Source organism: Mesorhizobium sp. M0663 (genome assembly GCF_040320585.1).
Taxonomy (GTDB): Bacteria; Pseudomonadota; Alphaproteobacteria; order Rhizobiales; family Rhizobiaceae; genus Mesorhizobium.
In genome coordinates, this window is sequence record NZ_JAMYPX010000004.1 from 23,288 (window position 1) to 43,425 (window position 20,138).

16 protein-coding genes are annotated in these 20,138 nt (G+C 63.6%); 11 read left to right on the forward strand and 5 right to left on the reverse strand.

The window, feature by feature from the left end; genetic code table 11:
• Positions 1-6 precede the first annotated feature (6 nt).
• From NKI54_RS09415 to NKI54_RS09430, 4 genes are all read left to right on the forward strand, one after another.
• Positions 7-3,690: a DUF7929 domain-containing protein gene (locus NKI54_RS09415; protein ID WP_352691309.1), complete on the forward strand. Its 3,684-nt coding sequence runs from the start codon at positions 7-9 to the stop codon at positions 3,688-3,690.
• Positions 3,691-3,870: 180 nt separating this feature from the next.
• Positions 3,871-5,826 (forward strand): hypothetical protein, encoded by a 1,956-nt coding sequence (locus NKI54_RS09420; RefSeq protein ID WP_352691311.1) that lies wholly within the window; start codon positions 3,871-3,873, stop codon positions 5,824-5,826.
• Positions 5,827-6,015: 189 nt separating this feature from the next.
• The gene (gene rpe / locus NKI54_RS09425) at positions 6,016-6,693 is read left to right on the forward strand and encodes a ribulose-phosphate 3-epimerase (RefSeq protein ID WP_352636276.1); all 678 of its coding nucleotides are present in this window, start codon (positions 6,016-6,018) and stop codon (positions 6,691-6,693) included.
• Between the two features lie 40 nt (positions 6,694-6,733).
• Positions 6,734-8,257 (forward strand): malonate--CoA ligase, encoded by a 1,524-nt coding sequence (locus tag NKI54_RS09430; protein ID WP_352691313.1) that lies wholly within the window; start codon positions 6,734-6,736, stop codon positions 8,255-8,257.
• Positions 8,258-8,259: 2 nt separating this feature from the next.
• On the opposite strand, the gene nagA is transcribed toward NKI54_RS09430, so the two are convergent.
• From nagA to NKI54_RS09450, 4 genes are read right to left on the reverse strand one after another with little or no spacing between them, the layout of a single operon-like run.
• Positions 8,260-9,429 carry an N-acetylglucosamine-6-phosphate deacetylase gene (gene nagA / locus NKI54_RS09435; RefSeq protein ID WP_352571535.1) on the reverse strand — a complete coding sequence of 390 codons (1,170 nt, stop codon included), beginning with the start codon at positions 9,427-9,429 and terminating at the stop codon, positions 8,260-8,262.
• Positions 9,426-10,457: an SIS domain-containing protein gene (locus NKI54_RS09440; protein ID WP_036239401.1), complete on the reverse strand. Its 1,032-nt coding sequence runs from the start codon at positions 10,455-10,457 to the stop codon at positions 9,426-9,428. The genes nagA and NKI54_RS09440 overlap by 4 nt, the downstream gene beginning before the upstream one ends.
• Complete coding sequence (locus tag NKI54_RS09445) at positions 10,454-11,236, reverse strand: GntR family transcriptional regulator (protein WP_023679844.1); 783 nt, start codon at positions 11,234-11,236, stop codon at positions 10,454-10,456. The genes NKI54_RS09440 and NKI54_RS09445 overlap by 4 nt, the downstream gene beginning before the upstream one ends.
• Positions 11,233-12,114, reverse strand: coding sequence for a glucosamine kinase nucleotide-binding domain-containing protein (locus NKI54_RS09450; protein WP_352636282.1), 882 nt, complete (start codon positions 12,112-12,114; stop codon positions 11,233-11,235). Before NKI54_RS09450 ends, NKI54_RS09445 begins: the two co-directional genes overlap by 4 nt.
• A 199-nt stretch (positions 12,115-12,313) precedes the next feature.
• On the opposite strand from NKI54_RS09450, the gene NKI54_RS09455 reads away from it, so the two are divergent.
• The 7 genes from NKI54_RS09455 to NKI54_RS09485 all read left to right on the forward strand — a co-directional run bounded on the left by NKI54_RS09455 (position 12,314) and on the right by NKI54_RS09485 (position 19,083).
• A complete protein-coding gene (locus NKI54_RS09455; protein ID WP_031212743.1) occupies positions 12,314-13,273 on the forward strand; it encodes an N-acetylmuramic acid 6-phosphate etherase in 960 nt (319 codons plus the stop codon).
• 2 nt (positions 13,274-13,275) lie between these two features.
• A complete protein-coding gene (locus tag NKI54_RS09460; protein ID WP_023679841.1) occupies positions 13,276-14,535 on the forward strand; it encodes an ABC transporter substrate-binding protein in 1,260 nt (419 codons plus the stop codon).
• Positions 14,536-14,775: 240 nt separating this feature from the next.
• Positions 14,776-15,699, forward strand: a complete 924-nt coding sequence (locus NKI54_RS09465) for a carbohydrate ABC transporter permease (RefSeq protein WP_352575248.1) — start codon at positions 14,776-14,778, stop codon at positions 15,697-15,699.
• An 8-nt stretch (positions 15,700-15,707) separates the two neighbouring features.
• The gene (locus NKI54_RS09470) at positions 15,708-16,547 is read left to right on the forward strand and encodes a carbohydrate ABC transporter permease (RefSeq protein ID WP_023679838.1); all 840 of its coding nucleotides are present in this window, start codon (positions 15,708-15,710) and stop codon (positions 16,545-16,547) included.
• On the forward strand, positions 16,544-16,921 hold the full coding sequence (locus NKI54_RS09475; protein ID WP_352620797.1) for a DUF4304 domain-containing protein: 378 nt from the start codon (positions 16,544-16,546) through the stop codon (positions 16,919-16,921). The genes NKI54_RS09470 and NKI54_RS09475 overlap by 4 nt, the downstream gene beginning before the upstream one ends.
• A 92-nt stretch (positions 16,922-17,013) precedes the next feature.
• Positions 17,014-18,069, forward strand: a complete 1,056-nt coding sequence (locus NKI54_RS09480; protein WP_023679836.1) for a Gfo/Idh/MocA family protein — start codon at positions 17,014-17,016, stop codon at positions 18,067-18,069.
• 15 nt (positions 18,070-18,084) lie between these two features.
• Positions 18,085-19,083 carry an ABC transporter ATP-binding protein gene (locus tag NKI54_RS09485; protein ID WP_023679835.1) on the forward strand — a complete coding sequence of 333 codons (999 nt, stop codon included), beginning with the start codon at positions 18,085-18,087 and terminating at the stop codon, positions 19,081-19,083.
• 208 nt (positions 19,084-19,291) lie between these two features.
• Here NKI54_RS09485 and NKI54_RS09490 read toward each other — a convergent pair whose 3' ends face one another.
• Positions 19,292-20,137 carry a fumarylacetoacetate hydrolase family protein gene (locus NKI54_RS09490; RefSeq protein ID WP_352620795.1) on the reverse strand — a complete coding sequence of 282 codons (846 nt, stop codon included), beginning with the start codon at positions 20,135-20,137 and terminating at the stop codon, positions 19,292-19,294.
• Position 20,138: the final 1 nt, after the last annotated feature.

The following is a 20,138-nucleotide window of genomic DNA, read 5'->3' on the forward strand; positions in this document are numbered from 1 at the left end:
GGGAAGATGAGCAATCTCGCATTTTTCCCGCCTGCGACAAGCAGCCCATCAACCGGCAAACAATCATCCGTCATGGAGACCATCATGAAACCCCTGTCACTCGCCAGGCGCGGCGTGCGCTGGCTGATGGCGGCCGGTATCGCGGTCGCCATGCTGAGTCCGCTGCAAGGCTTCGCTGAAGACCTTGCTCCGGCCAAGACCAAGCTTGCCGATGCGGGCATCTACACTGCCGTTCCAGATCCCAGGCTCGATTTCGACAATCCTCGCACCGTCAATCCGGAGCCGGGCCGGATCGTGCCCTTCTTCACCAAGAAAGGCACCCAGAGAGGCTGCGACTATGTCGTATACTCGCTGAGCTTTGGCTTGCGCGGCAATCCGCAGGGTTTTGCCAGCCCGGACCTCGCCGCCATGCTGAAAAAGGTCAGGCTCGATTTCAGGGACCAGCTCCCGCACGGCCTGCGCATCGTCGGCGTGCATGTGACCGGCGACGGCACCGATGCGTCCGGCGGACCGCTGCCCGGCGCTGCGATCAGCAGTTCGGCTGGCCCGGACGATACCGCGACGGTGTCCGATTTCCGGATTTCCGCCAGCGATCTCGACGGCATCGGCGCTGCGAACCAGCGCGTCATCACGTTCCAGATCACCGCCAAGATCGACCATGCGGCGTTTCCGTCGCCGACGATCGTTCACAACCAGGGCGCGGTTAAGGTGAGCCGCGAACGCGGCGCCGGCATCGAAATCCCGTCGCAGGATCCGGGCAAGCCGGACGACGGCAATTATCTCACGGGTGCAAAGACGTCGATCAAGATCGACGTCACCAGGTGCAACCCGCCGCCTCCACCTCCCGGCAAGGAATGCTTCAAGGTGGAGCGCGGCACGGTCGATTGCTTGCCCGGCGGCGGCGCCTTCATCTACCACATGCCGGTCGGCCCAGAGATGGCCGGCAAATGGGTGCAGCTTTCGACGACGACACCCGGCATCACCATCATTCCCGACACGCAATTGGTGCCGGCCGGCGGCGGTGTGCTCAATTGGAAGATCGTCGGCGCTTCACCCGGCGACGTCATCCACATCATCGTCACCGGTATCGAAACCTATGCCGGCCCGAGGGAGGGCTGGGGCCGGTGCTGTACGCAGACCATCGATATCGTCATCCCACGTGATCAGCGCTGCCCGCCGAAGGACAAGGAACCGGATCTGAAAGTCGAAAAGCGCGCCGACGTGCAACGTTGCACGATGGGCGGCGGCTGCGACTTCACCATCAGGGTCACCAATGTCGGCGATGCACCCTACCACGGCAAGATCGTGCTCGACGAAGTCACCCTGCCGGCCGGCTCCACCCTCGATTCAGGGCCGAACCCGCCTTGGGTCTGCGCGCCTGGAACCACCCCGATGATTTGCACTCATCTGGTGACCACGCTCAATCCGGGTGCCTCTGTCGACCTCAAGCTCGGCTTCAAGCCGGCCGCAGGCTGGCGAGGCAGCGTCTTGCGCAACTGCGCCACTTACAATTACGGCGCCAGCGGCAAGCCGCTTTTCGGCAGCCAGCAAAACGATCGCGGCTGTGCATCGATCCCGGTCTGCCGGCGTGGCGATCGTGACCGCGACTGCCGGCCGCCGGTGGAGAAGAAGGTCGACCTGATCCTGAAGAAGCGCGCCCGCACCGAATTCTGTTCGGCCGATGGCGTCTGCACCTTCGTGGTCGACATAATCAACAATGGCAGCGTCCCCTATAATGGGCCGCTGACGGTCGTCGATACCTATCCGGGCGGCGCGCCGGCATCCTCGACCTTCGGCCCGACGCCGCCATGGACATGCGGACCGAACGGCCCCGGCCAGTTCCGCTGCGACACCGCCGGCATCGTGCTGTTGCCTGGCGCCTCGACGCCGATCTTCGTCAGGGCGGTGATGCCGGCCAACTACCGGCCCGACAGTGTCGAGAACTGCGCCGAGGTGAAGGCTATTCCCGGTGAGAACGACATCACCAACAACAGGGCCTGCGCCAAGGAACGCATCCGTCATCCGAATGGCGGCCAGCCGGCCCTGCGCATCACCAAGGTATGCAATGCCTCGCTGGCCGGTGCTGCGGTCGTTTCCTGCCGCATTACCGTCATCAGCCTCGGCACCATTGCCCCGACCGGTCCGGTACGGGTCAACGATGCCGCGACGCTGATAGCCGGCGGAGCGCCGGTCCAGATCCAGACCGTCACCCCAGACGGCGCGGAATGGGCTTGCGGACCGCTTCCGGCCAACACACTGTCCTGCCAGATTCCTGGCGCTGTTATGACGCCTGGAACCAGCCGCCATTTCGACCTGACGGTTGCCGCGAACGGCGAATTCGAGAACTGCGCACGCGGCTCCTACGGCCCGGCTCCGGGAGACGACATCGTCTATCCGATCGGCCAGGCCTGCGCCAAGGGCGGCGGCGCCTCGACCATCCGCGTCGAGAAGACCGGTGATGCCGAGTGCAAGCCCGGCCAGCCCTGCTCGTTCGAGATCACCATCACGAACGATGGGGCGAGCGCCTTCTCTGGCCCGGTTCGCATCGGCGATGCCATCGGCGTCGAAGGCCTCGGCCGGCTGGAGGGCGTTGCGATCACCTCGATCGATCCGCCCTTCGGCTGCTCGCCGGAGCCGGCAACCTTGCCTGCCTCCTGCATTGCCAATTTGACGATCGGCTCGGGGGAAAGCCACGTTCACAACGTGACCGTGGTGCTTCCCGACGACGGTCGCCTGGCAAATCTGCAGGGCACGGTCAATGGTCAGAACTGCGTCGGCGTGCTGTCTCCGAACACGCCGGTGCAAGGCGGTGGCGACGTGTTGTCCCGCGGTGCGGCCGACGTGCAGGGTGATCGTGGCAAGGCCTATGCCTGCCATCCCTTCACCATCAGGAATGAGGTGAAGAAGGAATGCTCGCAAGGCTTCGTCATGAACGACGCCGGCAACTGCGTCTGCCCGCCCGGCACGACCTTCCGCAATGGCCAATGCTCGTCCGGGGGCGGCACGGTCATCGTGCCGAAGCCAAAACCTTGCGTTCTGCTCAAAGGCCAGATCCGCACCGAAGACGGACGCTGCGTCTGTCCGCGCGGAACCGAGCTGGAGAACGGCGCTTGCGTGGGGAAAGAGCCGAAGCCCGAGCAGTGCACCATCCGTGGCCAGATCCACGACGCCGGTGGTGATTGTGTCTGCCCGAAAGGTACGGAAGTCAGAGGCAATGCCTGCCGGCCAATCCAGCCGCAGCCCGAGCAGTGCACCATTCGTGGCCAGATCCATAACGCCGCTGGCGATTGCGTCTGCCCGAGGGGTACGGAAATCAGAGGCAATGCCTGCCGGCCAATCCAGCCGAAGCCGGAGCAGTGCACCATCCGCGGCCAGATCCACGACGCCGAGGGCGATTGTGTCTGCCCGCGGGGTACGGAAGTGCAAGGCAATGCCTGCAGGCGCAAGAAGCCTGTTGTGGTGGAGTGCCCGATACCTGGTCAGATCCACAACAAGCGTGGCGTATGCGTCTGCCCGCGTGGGACAGAGCTGCGCGACGGCGCCTGCCGCAAACCACGGTTGGAATGCGCACCGGGCGCGCGGCCGATCAATGGCCGGTGCCAGCCGATCCGCAAACCGAACCTGCTGCTGAATCCAAAGGTTCTTCAGCAGGTCGTGCCAAGGAGGCGCAAGCCGCAGCTCGAGCAATAGGATCGCGAGGATCGCGCGCGGAACTTCAAACGGTGATGGTTCGCGTCACCCAAAACCCGCCGGAGCGATCCGGCGGGTTCTTTCTTTGGCGGCGCTGTATTTCGGCGGCTTGCATGAACCTTACGGCAGTCAGCAGCGACAAACTCCTGAAGGACCCCATCAACCCATCAGGAGAGAGAAATGCCTTCAGCCAAACGTCTTTTCCGAACTGTGGCGACCACTGCATTGATCGCAGCCTCGCTTGCAGGCACGCCCGCCTTCGCCAAGCAGGCGAACATAAAATCGATGTCATTCCATACGGAAAGCGCCAACACGACAATCCATGTCGGCTCGAGCGACAAGCAGAAATGGGACACGCTGAAAAGCGGCAACGTCCAGTTCTGGGGCCACATGAATCTCGACCTCTGGTGGCCTGGCTATGTGCAGGATGTCGCCGTGTCGCTCGGCGTCTGCGGACCAGGCCAGTGCCAGGCGTTCCCGCCGATCTGGAGTGCTTCGCCGCTTAGCCGCGACTACGACCACCAGGAAAATTTCTCCTTTGATCCCTCCATCATCCCGCTGTCATCGAATACCGGCATCGCGGTCGTACCCGATGGCGATGAGATCATCGCCAAGTGCAACCAGCACCTCCAGGCCGACGGCCCGACCAAATCCTATTCATTCACGCACACATTCCACGCCAGTTTCTCGGCAGCCACCGACACTGCTCTCGACATGGACAATGCGGTCAGCGAAGTACAGGGCGGCAGCTGGCCGCATCCGCTGTACGGATCGCACTATGCCGAGCATGGCTCGTTCGACGTTCAAATCGTCTGCGATGCGGTCGTCAAACCAAAGGTCCAGGACATCGCCACCGATTTCGGCGAGTTCGACGTGAATGACGTCAAGCTGTTCTTGACGACATACCAGTCCAATCAGCCAGGCTCCGCGCCTGGCACTGTTTGCCCTTCGCTCAGGGTCACCAGCCGGGCGCAAGCCAACCAGGCCGGGCCGGTTACGATGCGCATCTGGCGCCAGAAGGACGGTGGTCCGATCACCTCCGAGGTGCAGCAGGCATGGGCTTCGTACGATGCAGCGAAGAACGGCTATTTCGCGCTTTATGAAAAATGGGAGGATGTCGGCGCCACCGCCTATTTCCAATACAAGGCCGAGATTGTCGGCAACGGCCCGTTCGAGCCCTTCGACGGCTGGAAGGACATCACCGTCCATTGCACGAGTGCCGGCGGCGGCGGCTTCACCGATTCACCGCAGGACAACCCCGTCAACCCGCCGGTTCATTCGGACTGGCAGGGCGAGGTCACCGTGTCCGACAGCGCCGGCCTCAAGGAACTCTGCCCGCGCAAGGGGCAGGTGGCGTTCGAAGTCGAGCGCGATGCGCCGGGCGCGTTTCACTACCGCATCAGTTGCTCGAATGGTGCCTTCTTTACCGGCACGACTGCGGCCTTCAACAATGGCGGTGTGTTCAAGGCGAGCGCCGCGCACGATCTCAGCATCGTCAGGACGCGCTCGATCCAATGCGCCCTGCAGGAAATCAAGCAGAACGGTTCAATCGCGACCGTCGATACGGATACGGAGGATTTCACCTGCATAAAGCGCACCTTCGATCCGAAGGCCAACGATCTCGTCTCGACCACCCGTCCGGATTCCGATCAGCCCAAGCTGCCTCCGGTCGTCGTCGATCCCGGCCGTAAATGTCTGCCAAGCCAGAAGCTGATCCACGGCAAATGCATCGACAGGCCGCTCGTGGGCGCGTGCCGCAGCACCGAAAAGCTCGTCAATGGCAAGTGCATTGGCATCAGCATCCACTGCCTGCCCGGCTACCATCAGATCGGACTAGAATGCGTAAGGAATCCGGTGATCGCCGACAGGTGCAACCGCAATGAGCTGCGCATCGACGGAAGATGCGTGCGCAAGCCGCCGGTCGTCATCGACTGCAAGCGCGGCTATCATTTGGTCGGCAAGGCATGCGTCAAGAACCCGGTGATCGTCACCGCCTGCCGTGCAACCGAAAAACTGGTGCGTGGACATTGTGTGCCCAAGCCGCCGCTGAAGAAGCCCGATCTGCAGAAGGTGAAACAAGGCAACGGCAAGCTCTTCCTGCCACGGACGGCCAGGCCGCGGCTTCATCCGAACTGAAATCCAAGGCCTTGCCCTGGAAAGTCCTTGCCCTGGAAAGTCCTTGCACTGGAGGAAAGGTCTGCACAGGAGAGAAGTGGCTCGCACCGCTTCTCCCCTTCTGCGCGGATGCGGTATTGACGCCGGATTCCTGTCGACAAGCGGCGCCGAGATGATTACGCCGATGGGGCTCAACAACGGGAAGCGGACATGGCTCAAAAAACCCTGATCGCGCCATCGGTGCTGGCTTCCGATTTCTCGAAGCTCGGCGACGAGGTCGAGGCGGTGGCGGCCGCCGGCGCCGACTGGATCCATCTCGACGTCATGGACGGGCATTTCGTCCCCAACATCACCTTCGGGCCGCCGGTGATCAAGGCGATCCGCAACCGCACCAAGGCCTTCTTCGACTGCCATCTGATGATCGCCCCCGCCGACCCCTATCTGGCCGCCTTCGCCGAGGCCGGGTGCGACGGCATCACGGTGCACGCCGAAGCCGGGCCGCATCTCGACCGCTCGCTGCAGACGATCAAAAACCTTGGCAAGAAGGCCGGTGTGTCGCTCAACCCGGCGACACCGGAGACGATGATCGAATACGTGCTCGACCGGCTCGATCTTATCCTGATCATGACGGTCAATCCGGGCTTCGGCGGCCAGGCCTTCATTCCGGCGATCGTCGACAAGGTGAAGCGGGTGAAGGCGCTGATCGGTGACAGGCCGATCCGGATCGAGATCGACGGCGGCATTTCGCCGGAAACTGCGCCCCTGGTCACCGCCGCCGGCGCCAGCGTGCTGGTCGCCGGTGCGGCCATTTTCAAGGGCGGCAGCGTCGCAGCCTATCGGGCAAACATCGAGGCAATCAGGGCAGCGGCGGACAAGGCGGCCGGCTGACCGCCGCCGTTCGGCCGGAGACAGCCGCTCGGGGGGACTTGTGAGCAACCATCTGTTCGATGCTTTCCGTGCCCGGATGCCCACGCCCGGACGCCTTTTGATGGAGGCAGAGGACGGGCGCTCGATCAGCTATGGCGAAATGCTGGCGCGCTCCGCTCAACTGGCACATGTGGTGTCGCAGCTGGGCGTCGAAGCCGGCGACCGCGTCGCCGTTCAGGTCGAGAAGAGCCCGGAGGCCATTTTCCTCTATCTCGCCTGTCTGCGTGCCGGCGCGATCTTCCTGCCGCTCAACACCGCCTATACGCTGACCGAGCTCGACTATTTCTTCAGGGATGCCGAGCCGCGACTGATCGTCTGCGACCCGGCGCGAGTGACCGAGATCGGCGCTTTGGCGCAGGCCTCGGGCGCTGCGGTCGCGACACTCGGCAGCAAGGGCGAGGGTTCGTTGACCGATCGCGCCTCTGAGGCGGCCGTGGACTTCCACGACGTGGCGCGCGGACCGGACGACCTTGCTGCGATCCTCTACACCTCCGGCACCACCGGCCGTTCGAAAGGCGCCATGCTCAGCCACGAAAACCTCGCCTCGAATGCGCGGGTGCTGGTCGACCTCTGGCGCTTCACTGCCGCAGACGTGCTGATTCACGCGCTGCCGGTTTTCCACACGCATGGCCTTTTCGTCGCCACCAATGTCGTCCTGATGGCCGGCGCCTCGATGCTGTTCGAAACCAAATTCGACCCGGCCCGCATCGTCTCGCTGCTGCCGCGCGCCACCGTGCTGATGGGCGTGCCGACATTCTACGTCCGCCTGCTGCAGCAGGACGGTTTGAACCGGCAAGCGGCGAAAAACATCCGCCTGTTCATTTCCGGCTCGGCGCCGCTGTTGGCCGAGACGCACAGAGCCTGGCGAGAGCGCACCGGCCACGCCATCCTCGAGCGCTACGGCATGACCGAGACCAACATGAACACGTCGAATCCATACGAGGAAGAGCGGCGAGCCGGCACGGTTGGCTTCCCCTTGCCCGGCGTCTCCCTGCGCATCGCCGATCCCGATGGCGGCGAAACACTTGCCCGGGGCGAGGTCGGCATGATCGAGGTCAAGGGCCCGAACGTCTTTTGCGGCTACTGGCGCATGCCGGAAAAGACAAGGGCCGAATTCCGTGACGACGGTTTCTTCATCACCGGCGATCTCGGGCTGATCGATGCCGACGGCTATGTCCACATCGTTGGCCGCGGCAAGGACCTGATCATTTCCGGCGGCTACAATATCTATCCAAAGGAAGTCGAGAGCGAGATCGACGCGCTGCCTGGCGTCGCCGAAAGCGCTGTCATCGGCGTTGCCCATCCGGATTTCGGCGAAGGCGTCACCGCTGTCGTGGTGAGGGCGCCGGGCTCGACCGTCAGCGCCGCAGGGATCGTCGAGGCCATCGCCGGGCGCCTCGCCAGGTACAAGCATCCGAAACGGGTGATCTTCGTCGACGAACTGCCGCGCAACACGATGGGCAAGGTGCAGAAGAACCTGCTGCGCGAAGCCTACAAGGACCTCTATACGTCCAAAGCCGGCTAACCCTAACGAGCAGGGCTGCCTGCAAAAACCTTGGCACCATCGATCCAGACGCTTTTAATGTCCAGATCGTCCGACAGCGAAACGATGTTGGCCGCGGTACCGTTGGCGAAGCGCCCGAGCCGGTGCGACTGGCCGATCGCCTGCGCCGGATAGAGGGAGGCCATGCGCAAGGTTTCATCGAGGTCGAGACCGACGACGCGGTGCATGAAGCGCACCGCGGAAATCATGTCGAGATCCGCGCCCGCCAGCGTGCCGTCGGCAAGTGTCAGCCTCCCATCCTTGCGGTGGATGGTGCGGCCGTTCAGCGTGAACGAGGTCATGTCGGTGCCGATCGTCGCCATGGCATCGGTAACGAGCAGTATCTTGCCCGGCCCCTGCTTGGCGCGCAAGGCGATGGCCATGGTGGCCGGATCGACATGGATACCGTCGGCGATGATCCCGGCATAGAATGTGCCGGTATCGATTGCGGCGCCCGCTAGCCCTGGCTCGCGATTGCCGATCTGGCTCATCGCATTGAACAGATGGGTGACCACGGTTGCGCCGGCCTCGGCAAAGGCGCGAGCCGTGGCATAGCCGGTATCGGAATGGCCGATGCTGACGACAATCCCGGCCTTGCTAAGCGCCGACACCTGGCTGGGCTCGACGGATTCGGGCGCCACCGTCGTCAGCAGCACGGGCAGGTTTTTCCGTGCGGCGATCAGCATCGTCTGGTCGGAGTCTAGCATCGGCCGGATCAAAGCCGGGTCATGTGCGCCCTTGCGGGCGATCGACAGATGCGGCCCTTCGAGGTGCAGGCCCAGGAACCCCGGCACCTTCCTCCGTGCCGCCTCGGCTCCGGCCGCAACCGCCGCGGCGGTGATCTCGGACGTGTCGGTGATCAGCGTCGGCAACAGCGCCGCCGTGCCGAAGGGTGCGTGCGCCCGGCAGATGGTCTCGATCGAGGCGACGTCCGGATGGTCGTTGAGCATGACGCCGCCGCCGCCATTGACCTGCAGATCGACGAAGCCAGGCGCCAGCATGCCGCCGCCGGTCTCGATACGCGCAACATTGGATGGAATGGCGCCGGCGGCAACAATGGCCTCGACGAGGCCGTCGCACACGAGCGCCGCATTGTCGTGCCAGTCGTCGCCATCGAAAATCCGGGCGCCAGTCAGGGCAAAACGGTCGCTCATAGGGTTTCCGTTACTTTGCGCAGATTGGGCGGCGTGTCGGGGTCGAGGCCGCGATGGCGGGCAAAAGCCTCGACGAAACCATAGAACGACACGATCAGCGTCAGCGGGTCGGTCAGCGGATGACCGGTTGCGACATGCGGCAGGCGCTGAGCGCTCTTTGCCTTGTTCGACGTCACAAAGACGGCAGCGCCCTTGCCGGCCAGGCTGTCGGCGGCATCGGCCACCGATGGCTCGGACGCATCGCGAGCAGCCAGAGCCAGCACCGGGAAACCGGGACCGACCAGCGCCAGCGGGCCGTGCATGACCTCGGCGGCACTATAGGCTTCCGCATGCATGGCGCAGGTTTCCTTGAATTTCAGCGCCGCCTCGTTGGCGATCGCCGCCGACGGGCCACGGCCGAGAATGAACAGCGATTTCGGCGTCTCGAGTGCCCCAGCCAGCGCCATCCAGTCGCAGGCGATCGCCTTGCGAAAATGCTCCGGCAAGCGCGCGAGCGCCACCAGGAGTTTCTCGTCGCCGGTGCAATGCGCCATCAAGGCGAGTCCTGCGACGGCTGAATTGACGAAGGTCTTCGTCGCCGCGACGCTGCGCTCCGGTCCGGCCAGGATGTCGATCGCGTAGTCCGAAGCCCGCGCCAGCGGCGAATCGGCGGTGTTGGTGATGGCGACGGTCAGCGAACCGCCGGTCCTCGCCGCTTGCGCCATTGCAACGATGTCCGGGCTCTTGCCGGACTGCGAGATCGCCAGGCAGGCCGAGCCGCCCAGCTTCAGCTTGGCGCCATAGATCGAGGCGATCGACGGGCCGACCGATGCAACCGCCAGCCCGGCGGTCAACTCCACGGCATATTTCATGAAGGTTGCGGCATGGTCGGACGAGCCGCGCGCCACGGTGACGACGAAATTCGGATCGCGCTCGCGAATGCCGCGTCCAGCTTCCGTCAGCACCGCGGCCGAGCCATCGAGCAGGCGGGCGGTGGCCTCCGGGATCTCCTCGATCTCGCGCCGCATATGGGTCGTTGTTGCGGTCACGGCCGGCCCTCTTCGCCCGGCCCGCTCAGCCGGAGTTCGGCGACAAAATCATAGGCGTCGCCCCTGTAGATGGAGCGGGTAAACTCGATCACCTTGCCGCTCGCCAGATAGGAGATACGCTCGATGTGCAGGCCGGCAATACCCGGCGGTACTTCCAGCAGATGTGCGTCGCCATCGCCGAGATTGGTGGCGGAAATGCGCTGCACCGCCCGCACCGGCCTGTTGCCGGTCTTTTCCAACGCGGCGTAGAGCGACGAACCAATCGCCGCCGGATCGGGCAGCACGCTTGTCGATAGCGAGGCGCGCTCGATCGCCAGCGGCGTGTCGTTGGCGATACGAAGGCGCGCCACGCGCGCAACCAATTCGTTCGACGCCAGGCCGAGCACCATCATCTCGTCGGGCGACGGCGGATAGAGGCCGCGGTCGAGCCAAGCCGAACGCACCGCCATGCCGCGCCGCGCCATGTCTTCGGTAAACGAGGTCAGCATCGACAGCGACTGCTCGACGCGCTCCATACGTGGCGCAACGAAGGTACCGGAACCATGGCGCTGGACGAGGATGCCGCCCTTGACCAGGTCCTGCACCGCCTTGCGCACGGTGACGCGCGAAATGTCGGCCTTGCTAGCGATGTCGCGCTCGGAAGGCAGCGCATCGCCAGGTCCGATCAGCCCGCGTTTGACCGCATCCTCGATGCTCTTCCTGAGCTGCAGATAGAGCGGCGCGCCACTCTGCGACGATTGTTTCAGCGCCGCAAATATCTGGTCGGCGGCCTCACTCATCGAGCTGCCTCCGCCGTGTTTGCGAAAATCCGAACCGCCATCTGAACCGCGCCGCCCAGCGCGTCGTCGAGCGGCGGTTTCAGCAGCGCCCGGTAGCGGGCCGACAGGCGCGGCGCATAAAGCGGCGCCAGCCCGCCGAGCAGGCAGAGCGGATCGTCGCCGCCGAGGTCGAGCACGCCAAGCGCTGCCTCGACATCGGCGATCGCCTTGTCGAGGATCCAGATAGCGACGGCGTCGCCTTTTTCGGCATGTTCGAACACCTTGGGCGCGAAGCCGCCGAAATCGCCGGGCTTGGCGTTGGTGGTGAATTCGACCACATCCTCGGGATTGTTGCGGAAAATGGCGAGCATGGTCTGCGTCAGCGGCGATCCCTGGCGGATGCCGTCATAGGCGAGCAGCGTCTGCTCGAGCAGGTCGCGGCCGATGCGGGCGCCGCTGCCCTGGTCGCCGACCTGAAAACCCCAGCCACCGATGGCGCGCGACTTGCCTCGTCTGCGCGCCATATAAGCGGTGCCGGTGCCGAGTATGGCCATGGCGCCGTCGCCTGAGCCAACCGCGCCTTCCAGCGCGATCTCGGCATCGGTCTCGACGCGGCTGATGCGGAACGGCAGGATCGCTTCGAGCTGCTGCCGGTAGGTGCCGACATTGGCGCCGGCAAGACCGAGAACGGCCGGAGTTTGCGGGATCAGTGCGGGATCCCTGCCCGCGGCGACAAAGGCCTGCTGCGCTGCGTCGACGATGTTCGTCCTGGCGCCGGTGAGATCGGTTCGGATGTTGGCGGCACCGCTTTTGGCGCGGCCGAGGACGCTGCCGTCGGCCGTTGCAAGGGCCGCCCTGCAGCTGGTGCCGCCGCCATCGATGCCGAGCACGAATTTCACGCGATTTCTCCTCCGGGCGGATAATACCAATAAAATACCAATAGCCAAGGATTAATTTCCGTTTCAAAAAAGTTAAGGCGTAGTTTATTGGAAAATCAGCCAATTGCGTTCGCAGGCCTGCACCGCCGCAAGGATTTCATTAATGCGTGTGGACAAGTGGTATTTTTTTGGTATGGTTTTCTCGATTGGAGGAAAGCGGATGGCCGAAACGCGCACCGAAGCGCTTCACCAGAATGCCGAGGGACTGGATATCCAGGCCCCGGAAGCCGTCCTTTCCTCGTTGGCCAACGCACAGATCGAGGCCGCCAAGGCTGTGCACGGCGCCATTCCTGCCATTGCCGCGGCAGCCGAAATCATCGCAAGCAGACTGAAAAGCGGCGGCAAGCTCGCCTATGCGGCTGCCGGCAGTTCGGGCCTGATGGCACTGGCCGATGCGCTTGAGCTGCCGGGCACTTTCGGCATCCAACGCGACCGCATCGCCATCCTGATCGCCGGCGGCGACGAGGCCTTCAAGACACTGGCCGGCGGGCCGGAGGACGACACCGAGGAAGCTTCGGCAGCAGTTGCCGCCGCCCGCATCGGCAAGGGCGACTGCCTGATCGCCGTCTCGGCCAGCGGCTCGACACCTTATGCAGTCAGGGCGATCGAGGACGCCAGGCGCCGCGGTGCGGCGACCATTGCCATCGCCAACAACAGGGATGCGCCGCTGTTGCGGCTGGCCGACATCGCCATCCTGCTCGAAACGCCGCCGGAGCTGATTGCCGGCTCAACGCGCATGGGCGCAGGCACCGCCCAGAAGATCGCGCTCAACATGCTGTCGACGCTCGCCGCCATCCATCTCGGCCATGTCCATGACGGCTACATGGTCAACCTCATGGCCGACAACATCAAGCTGCGCGACCGCGCCGCACGCATCGTTGCCGCCGTCAGCGGGCGCGACAAGGACGAGGCGGCGCGCCTGCTCGAAAGGAGCGGCGGCGTCGTCAAGACCGCTATTCTGCTCGCCGCCGGCGCCGCCAGCGCCGATGCAGCCGAGAAGATATTGGAAGGGACCGGCCACAAGCTGCGGCCGGCCCTTTCCGCGATCGAGGGGAGCAAGGGGCGCAATGCCTCTGTTCTCATCAAAACCGAACCTGAAAAAGGTCAACAGGGAGACTGAGCATGACAACGAAGCTACTGACGGCACTTCTTCTCGGCACCAGCATTCTCGGCTCCGCCGGGGTGGCTTATGCCGACGACGTAACGCTCAACATCGAAAGCTGGCGCGGCGACGACCTTGCCATCTGGAAGGACAAGCTGATCCCGGCCTTCGAAGCCAAGAACCCGGGCATCAAGGTGGTGTTCGCGCCGTCGGCGCCAACCGAATATGACGCCGCCCTCGGCGCCAAGCTCGCCGCCGGCTCGGCGGGCGACCTGATCACCTGCCGCCCGTTCGACAAGTCGCTGGAACTCTTCAAGAAGGGCAACCTCGCCGATCTGTCGGCGCTGCCGGGCATGGAGAACTTCTCCCCGGTGGCCAAGTCGGCCTGGCAGACCGACGACGGCAAGGCGACATTCTGCGTGCCGATGGCCTCGGTCATCCATGGCTTCATCTACAACAAGGACGCCTTCGACAAGCTCGGCATCAAGGTGCCGGAGACGCGCGACGAATTCTTCGCCGCGCTCGACAAGATCAAGGCCGACGGCACCTACATCCCGATGGCGATGGGCACCAAGGACCTCTGGGAAGCCGCGACCATGGGCTACCAGAACATCGGCCCGAACTACTGGAAGGGCGAGGAAGGCCGCGCCGCACTGATCAAGGGCGAGCAGAAGCTGACCGACCCTCAGTGGGTCGCACCTTATGCCGAGCTTGCCAAGTGGAAGCCCTATCTTGGCGACGGTTTCGAGGCGCAGACCTATCCGGACAGCCAGAACCTGTTCACGCTCGGCCGCGCCGCCATCTACCCGGCCGGCTCGTGGGAGATCGGCCTGTTCAACACGCAGGCGCAGTTCAAGATGGGCGCCTTCCCGCCGCCGGTGCAGAAGGCCGGCGACACCTGTTACATCTCCGACCACACCGACATCGGCATGGGCCTCAATGCGGCGTCCAAGAACGCCGACGCGGCCAAGACCTTCCTGTCCTGGGTCGCCTCGCCTGATTTTGCCACCATCTATGCCAACGCGCTGCCGGGCTTCTTCAGCCTGAACAACACGCCGGTGAAGATGGAAGACCCGCTGGCGCAGGAATTCGTCTCCTGGCGCGACAAGTGCAAGTCGACGATCCGCTCGACTTACCAGATCCTGGGCCGCGGTACGCCGAACCTCGAAAACGAGACATGGGTTGAATCGGCCAACGTCATCAACGGCACCGACACGCCGGAAGCTGCCGCCAAGAAGCTGCAGGACGGCCTCGACAGCTGGTACAAGCCGGCGAAGTAAGAGTGCGGCGAAGCGTTGTCTCCCCCCTCGAGGGGGGAGATGTCGCCGAAGGCGACAGAGGGGGTCGGTCGAGGCAGGCTGCGGCTTGATCGCTGCTGGAAAGCACGGTCGAACGACGATAGCGCGCTGCCTCTGCCGACTCCACCCGCCTCGCTTTGCGAGGCACCCTCCCCTCGAGGGGAGGGAGGCGCCGCGCCCTTTGACGGCAATTGCAAGAACCTGATCGGCGGGACCGAACTCATGGCCGCAACACCGAAAAGACCGTTCCGCTGGCACATCGGCGTCTTTCTGGCGCCGGCAGTGCTGGTCTATACGGCGATCATGATCCTGCCGCTGGCCGGCACGCTGCAGCTCTCCTTGTTCCGCAACATAGACCAATCCCAAGTCTTCGTGGGACTGGCAAACTTCCGCACGCTGTTCGGCGATCCTAACTGGTCGGTGGGCTTCTGGAATGCTCTCCGGAACAATGTCTGGTTCTTCATCATCCACATGCTGGTGCAGAATCCGATCGGCGTCCTTTTGGCGGCGCTGCTGTCGAGCCCGCGGCTGAGATTCTCCGCCTTCTACCGAACGGCGATCTTCGTGCCGACAATCCTGTCCTTCGTCATTGTCGGCTTCGCCTGGAAGCTGATCCTGTCGCCGCTGTGGGGCGTGGCGCCGCATCTGCTCGATCTGGTCGGCCTCAAGAGCCTGTTCACGCCCTGGTTGGGCAAGGAGCAGTACGCGCTGACCACACTCAGCCTGATCTCGGTCTGGCAGTTCGTCGGCATCCCGATGATGCTGATCTATGCGGCGCTCTTATCCATCCCCGAAGAGGTGATCGAGGCGGCTGAATGCGACGGCATCACCGGCATGTCGCAGTTCTGGAAGATCAAGCTGCCGCTGATCCTGCCGTCGATAGGCATCATCTCGATCCTGACCTTCGTCGGTAATTTCAACGCGTTCGACCTGATCTACACAGCGCAAGGGGCGCTGGCCGGGCCGAACTATTCAACCGATATCCTCGGCACCTTCCTCTACCGCGCCTTCTTCGGCTTCCAGTTGCAGATCGGTGATCCCAACATGGGCGCGGCAATCGCCACGATGATGTTCCTGATCATCCTGGGCGGCGTCTGCGTCTACCTGTTCCTCGTGCAGACGCGCCTGCGTCGCTACCAGTTCTGAGGCGCCACATGAGCACGGCAACCCGCTCGCTGCCCCGCACCATTGGCGCGCATGCGATCCTTCTGACCTACACGGCGATCGCGCTGTTTCCGGTAATCATCGTCATCGTCAACTCATTCAAGTCGCGCGCCGCCATCTTCGGTGCGCCGCTGGCGCCGCCGACGCCGAAAACCTTCGATCTAATCGGCTACACGACGGTGATCGGCCAGGGCGATTTCATCCACTATTTCCAGAACAGCCTTGTCGTCACCGTCGCCTCGCTGTTCTTCGTGCTTTTGTTCGGCGCCATGGCGGCTTTCTCGCTGTCGGAATACCGCTTCCGCGGCAATTCGCTGATGGGGCTCTATCTGGCGCTCGGCATCATGATCCCGATCCGCCTTGCCACCGTCGCCATCCTGCAATTGATGGTGGCGAGCGGGCTAGTCAACACGCTGACGGCGCTGATCCTGGTCTATACCGCGCAAGGCCTGCCGCTTGCCGTCTTCATCCTGTCGGAATTCATGAAGCAGGTCTCGGACGATCTGAAGAATGCGGGCAGGATCGACGGCCTGTCCGAATACACCATCTTTTTCCGGCTGGTGCTGCCGCTGGTGCGCCCATCGATGGCGACCGTCGCCGTCTTCACCATGATCCCGATCTGGAACGATCTGTGGTTCCCGCTGATCCTGGCGCCGTCGGAGGAGACCAAGACGGTGACGCTCGGCGCCCAGCTGTTTCTCGGCCAGTTCGTCACCAACTGGAACGCCATCCTGGCGGCGCTGTCGCTGGCAATCATGCCGGTACTGATCCTCTACGTCATCTTCTCGCGGCAGCTGATCCGCGGCATCACTTCGGGGGCGGTCAAGTGAGTGAGGGTCGGGACGCGATCATTCGAGGCCTCACCGAGTCGGCAATCCGCCACAGATTCCGCGGCGTTCGCCAAACAAACTATTATCGCGAATGGCCGGAAACGGTCTGTCTGCTTAACCTTCAGAAGTCTGCCTGGGGACCGCAGTTCTATCTCAATGCAGCAGTCTGGCTGACTCGGTTCGGGATCGAGCGTCGACCAAAGGAATACAACTGTCATATCATCTGGCGTGTCAACTCCCTGATGGTTAGCGAGCAATCCAAGGCATTCACCGAGGCGCTGGATCTGGATCGTCCGTTGCCGGACGACCGGAGGTCTTCTCTGATCAAAGAGGGGGGTCGATACATACGGGTTCGGACTTCTGGCACGTTGTGAAAGCGAAAAGGCTGCTCTGCAGATCGCCAGTGAGTATGGATCGAGTATTAGGATGGACCTGAAAGCCCGCGCTCTACAAAAGGCAAACTGAAATGGACCAACCTCTTCGCGTTGTCATCGCCGGCCTCGGCAACATGGGGCGCAGCCATGCGCTGGCGTATCACACCAATCCGGGATTCCAGATCGCCGCGCTGGTCAACCGCTCCGATGTGCCGCTGCCGGAAGGGCTTTCGAGCTACGGCATCAGGCGCTCCTTCGACGAGGCGCTGCGTGACGAACGGCCCGACGTCGCCTGCATCGCCACCTATTCCGACAGCCATGCTGACTATGCTGTCAAGGCGTTCGAGGCCGGCTGCCACGTCTTCCTCGAAAAGCCGCTGGCAACCACCGTCGCGGATGCAGAGCGCGTGGTCGCGGCAGCCAAGGCCAACGGCAAGAAACTGGTGATCGGCTACATCCTGCGCCATCACCCGTCCTGGATCCGGCTGATCGCCGAGGCACGCAAGCTCGGCGGCCCTTACGTGTTCCGCATGAACCTCAACCAGCAATCCTCCGGCCATAGCTGGGAGACGCACAAGCAGTTGATGCAGACGACATCGCCGATCGTCGATTGCGGCGTGCATTATCTCGACGTGATGCTGCAGATCACCGACGCCAGACCAGTCGAGGTGCGCGGCATGGGGCTACGGCTGAGCGACGAGATCGCGCCGTCGATGTACAATTACGGTCATCTGCAGGTGCTGTTCGACGACGGTTCGGTCGGCTGGTACGAGGCCGGCTGGGGGCCGATGATTTCGGAGACGGCTTTCTTCGTGAAAGACGTGATTTCGCCCAATGGCTGCGTGTCGATCGTCATGAAGGAGGGTGTCAGGTCCGACGACATCGACACCCACACCAAGACCTCGACCATCCGCCTGCACAGTGCGGCGACCGGAGCCGACGGCAAATTCGCCAAACCGGACGAGATGCTGTCGATGCAAGGCGAGCCCGGCCATCAGGACCTCTGCGACCTGGAACAGGCGTTTGTGCTGAAGGCGATCCGCGAGGATCTGGACTTGACCCGTCACATGGACGACGCGGTGAAGTCGCTCGCCGTCTGCCTTGCCGCAGACGAGAGCGTGCGCAGCGGCCTCGCCGTGAAACTCTAGAACAGGGACGACGCCGTGGGCTCGCTGAACATCGAGAACGTAAAAAAGGCCTTTGGGCCGGTCGAGGTGCTGAAGGGCATCAACCTCGAGGTGACCGATGGCGAGTTCGTCGTCTTCGTCGGTCCATCCGGCTGCGGAAAGTCGACACTGCTGAGGGTCATCGCCGGGCTGGAGGACTCGACCTCGGGCCGCGTGGTCATCGACGGGGCGGACGTCTCCGCCACCCCGCCGGCCAAACGCGGCATCGCCATGGTGTTCCAGACGTATGCGCTCTATCCGCATCTGACGGTGAAGAACAATATGGGCCTCGGCCTCAAGCAGGCGGGCACACCGGCGGCCGAGATCGACCGCCGCATCGGCATCGCCTCCTCGATGCTGTCGCTGGAGCCCTACCTCTCGAGGCGGCCGGCCGAGCTCTCCGGCGGCCAGCGCCAGCGCGTCGCCATCGGCCGCGCCGTGGTGCGTGAGCCCAAGCTGTTTCTGTTCGACGAGCCGCTGTCGAACCTCGACGCCGCACTGCGCGTCAACACCAGGCTGGAGATCGCGCAATTGCATCGCCGGCTGAAGGCCACGATGATCTATGTCACCCACGACCAGGTCGAGGCGATGACGCTGGCCGACAAGATCGTGGTCCTTAATGCGGGCAGGATCGAGCAGATCGGCGGACCGATGGAGCTTTACAATTCGCCGGCAAATGAATTCGTCGCCGGCTTCATCGGCTCACCGAAGATGAACTTCGTCGACGGCGCCAGGCTTGGCGAAACGGCAAAGACCATCGGCGTCCGTCCCGAACATCTGACCGTCGATCCCAAGTCCGGCGCCTGGAAAGGCACGGTCGTCCATGCCGAGCACCTTGGCGCCGACACCAACCTCTATCTCGACTGCGAGAAGGCCGGCTTGATCACAGTGCGCATTTTTGGCGTCTATAACGCCGAACCTGGTGCCACGCTCTACGCGACGCCGGATCCGGCGAAGACATACCGGTTTGGAGCCGACGGGAAGGTGCTGAAATAGCTGGTGCCGACTCCCCTTCTCCCCTGTGGGAGAAGCTGGCCGAGCGAAGCTCGGTCGGATGAGGGGTGTTGGAAGGATCGCTGCCCTGAAAGCGTAAGTGCCTAAAATCCCCTGATGTTTTCACGCCTCGTTTCTTCCAGCACCCCTCATCCGTCTCGGCGCTGCGCGCCGATCCACCTTCTCCCACAAGGGGAGAAGGAAGAGCGCCCTACGCATCCGCCTTGAACGTCTGCTTCTGGATGCCCAGCCCCTCGATACCGAGCTCGACCACATCGCCGGGCTTCAGGAAGACCGGCGGCTTCATGCCGAGGCCGACGCCGGGCGGCGTGCCGGTCGAGATGATGTCGCCCGGGTGCAGCGACATGAACTGGCTGAGATAGGAGACGAGATAAGCGACGCCGAAGACCATGGTCTTGGTCGAGCCGTTCTGCATCGTCTTGCCGTTGACCGTCAGCCACATCGGGATGTTCTGCGGGTCCTTGACCTCGTCCTTGGTCACCAGCCACGGGCCGATCGGCCCGAACGTGTCGCAGGACTTGCCCTTGGTCCACTGGCCCTGGCGCTCGGCCTGGAAGGCGCGCTCGGAGACGTCGTGCGCGACGCAATAGCCGGCGACATAATCCAGCGCCTCGGCCTCGGTGACATACTTTGCAGTCTTGCCGATCACCACGCCGAGCTCGACCTCCCAGTCGGTCTTCACCGAGCCGCGCGGGATCAGCACGTCGTCATTCGGCCCGACAATAGCCGAGCTTGCCTTCATGAAGATGATCGGCTCCGGCGGCACGGCGGCACCGGTTTCGGCGGCGTGGTCGGAATAGTTGAGACCGATGCAGATGAATTTGCCGGTGCCGGCGACGCAGGCGCCGATCCGCGGCTTGCCGGAAACCGCCGGCAGCGTCTTCGGGTCGAGCTTCGACAATGTCTCGAGCGATGCCGGGTCAAGCGCCTTGCCGGCAATGTCGGTGACATGGGCGGAGAGGTCGCGGATCGTTCCATCGGCATCGAGCAGGCCGGGGCGTTCGCTCCCCGCCTCGCCATAGCGCAGCAGTTTCATG

Coding starts and splice junctions, on each gene's coding strand:
- NKI54_RS09415 (WP_352691309.1), top strand. CDS start 7: ATGAGCAATCTCGCATTTTTCCCGCCTGCGACAAGCAGCCCATCAACC.
- NKI54_RS09420 (WP_352691311.1), top strand. CDS start 3,871: ATGCCTTCAGCCAAACGTCTTTTCCGAACTGTGGCGACCACTGCATTG.
- rpe (WP_352636276.1), top strand. CDS start 6,016: ATGGCTCAAAAAACCCTGATCGCGCCATCGGTGCTGGCTTCCGATTTC.
- nagA (WP_352571535.1), bottom strand. CDS start 9,429: ATGAGCGACCGTTTTGCCCTGACTGGCGCCCGGATTTTCGATGGCGAC.
- NKI54_RS09445 (WP_023679844.1), bottom strand. CDS start 11,236: ATGAGTGAGGCCGCCGACCAGATATTTGCGGCGCTGAAACAATCGTCG.
- NKI54_RS09455 (WP_031212743.1), top strand. CDS start 12,314: ATGGCCGAAACGCGCACCGAAGCGCTTCACCAGAATGCCGAGGGACTG.
- NKI54_RS09460 (WP_023679841.1), top strand. CDS start 13,276: ATGACAACGAAGCTACTGACGGCACTTCTTCTCGGCACCAGCATTCTC.
- NKI54_RS09465 (WP_352575248.1), top strand. CDS start 14,776: ATGGCCGCAACACCGAAAAGACCGTTCCGCTGGCACATCGGCGTCTTT.
- NKI54_RS09470 (WP_023679838.1), top strand. CDS start 15,708: ATGAGCACGGCAACCCGCTCGCTGCCCCGCACCATTGGCGCGCATGCG.
- NKI54_RS09480 (WP_023679836.1), top strand. CDS start 17,014: ATGGACCAACCTCTTCGCGTTGTCATCGCCGGCCTCGGCAACATGGGG.
- NKI54_RS09490 (WP_352620795.1), bottom strand. CDS start 20,137: ATGAAACTGCTGCGCTATGGCGAGGCGGGGAGCGAACGCCCCGGCCTG.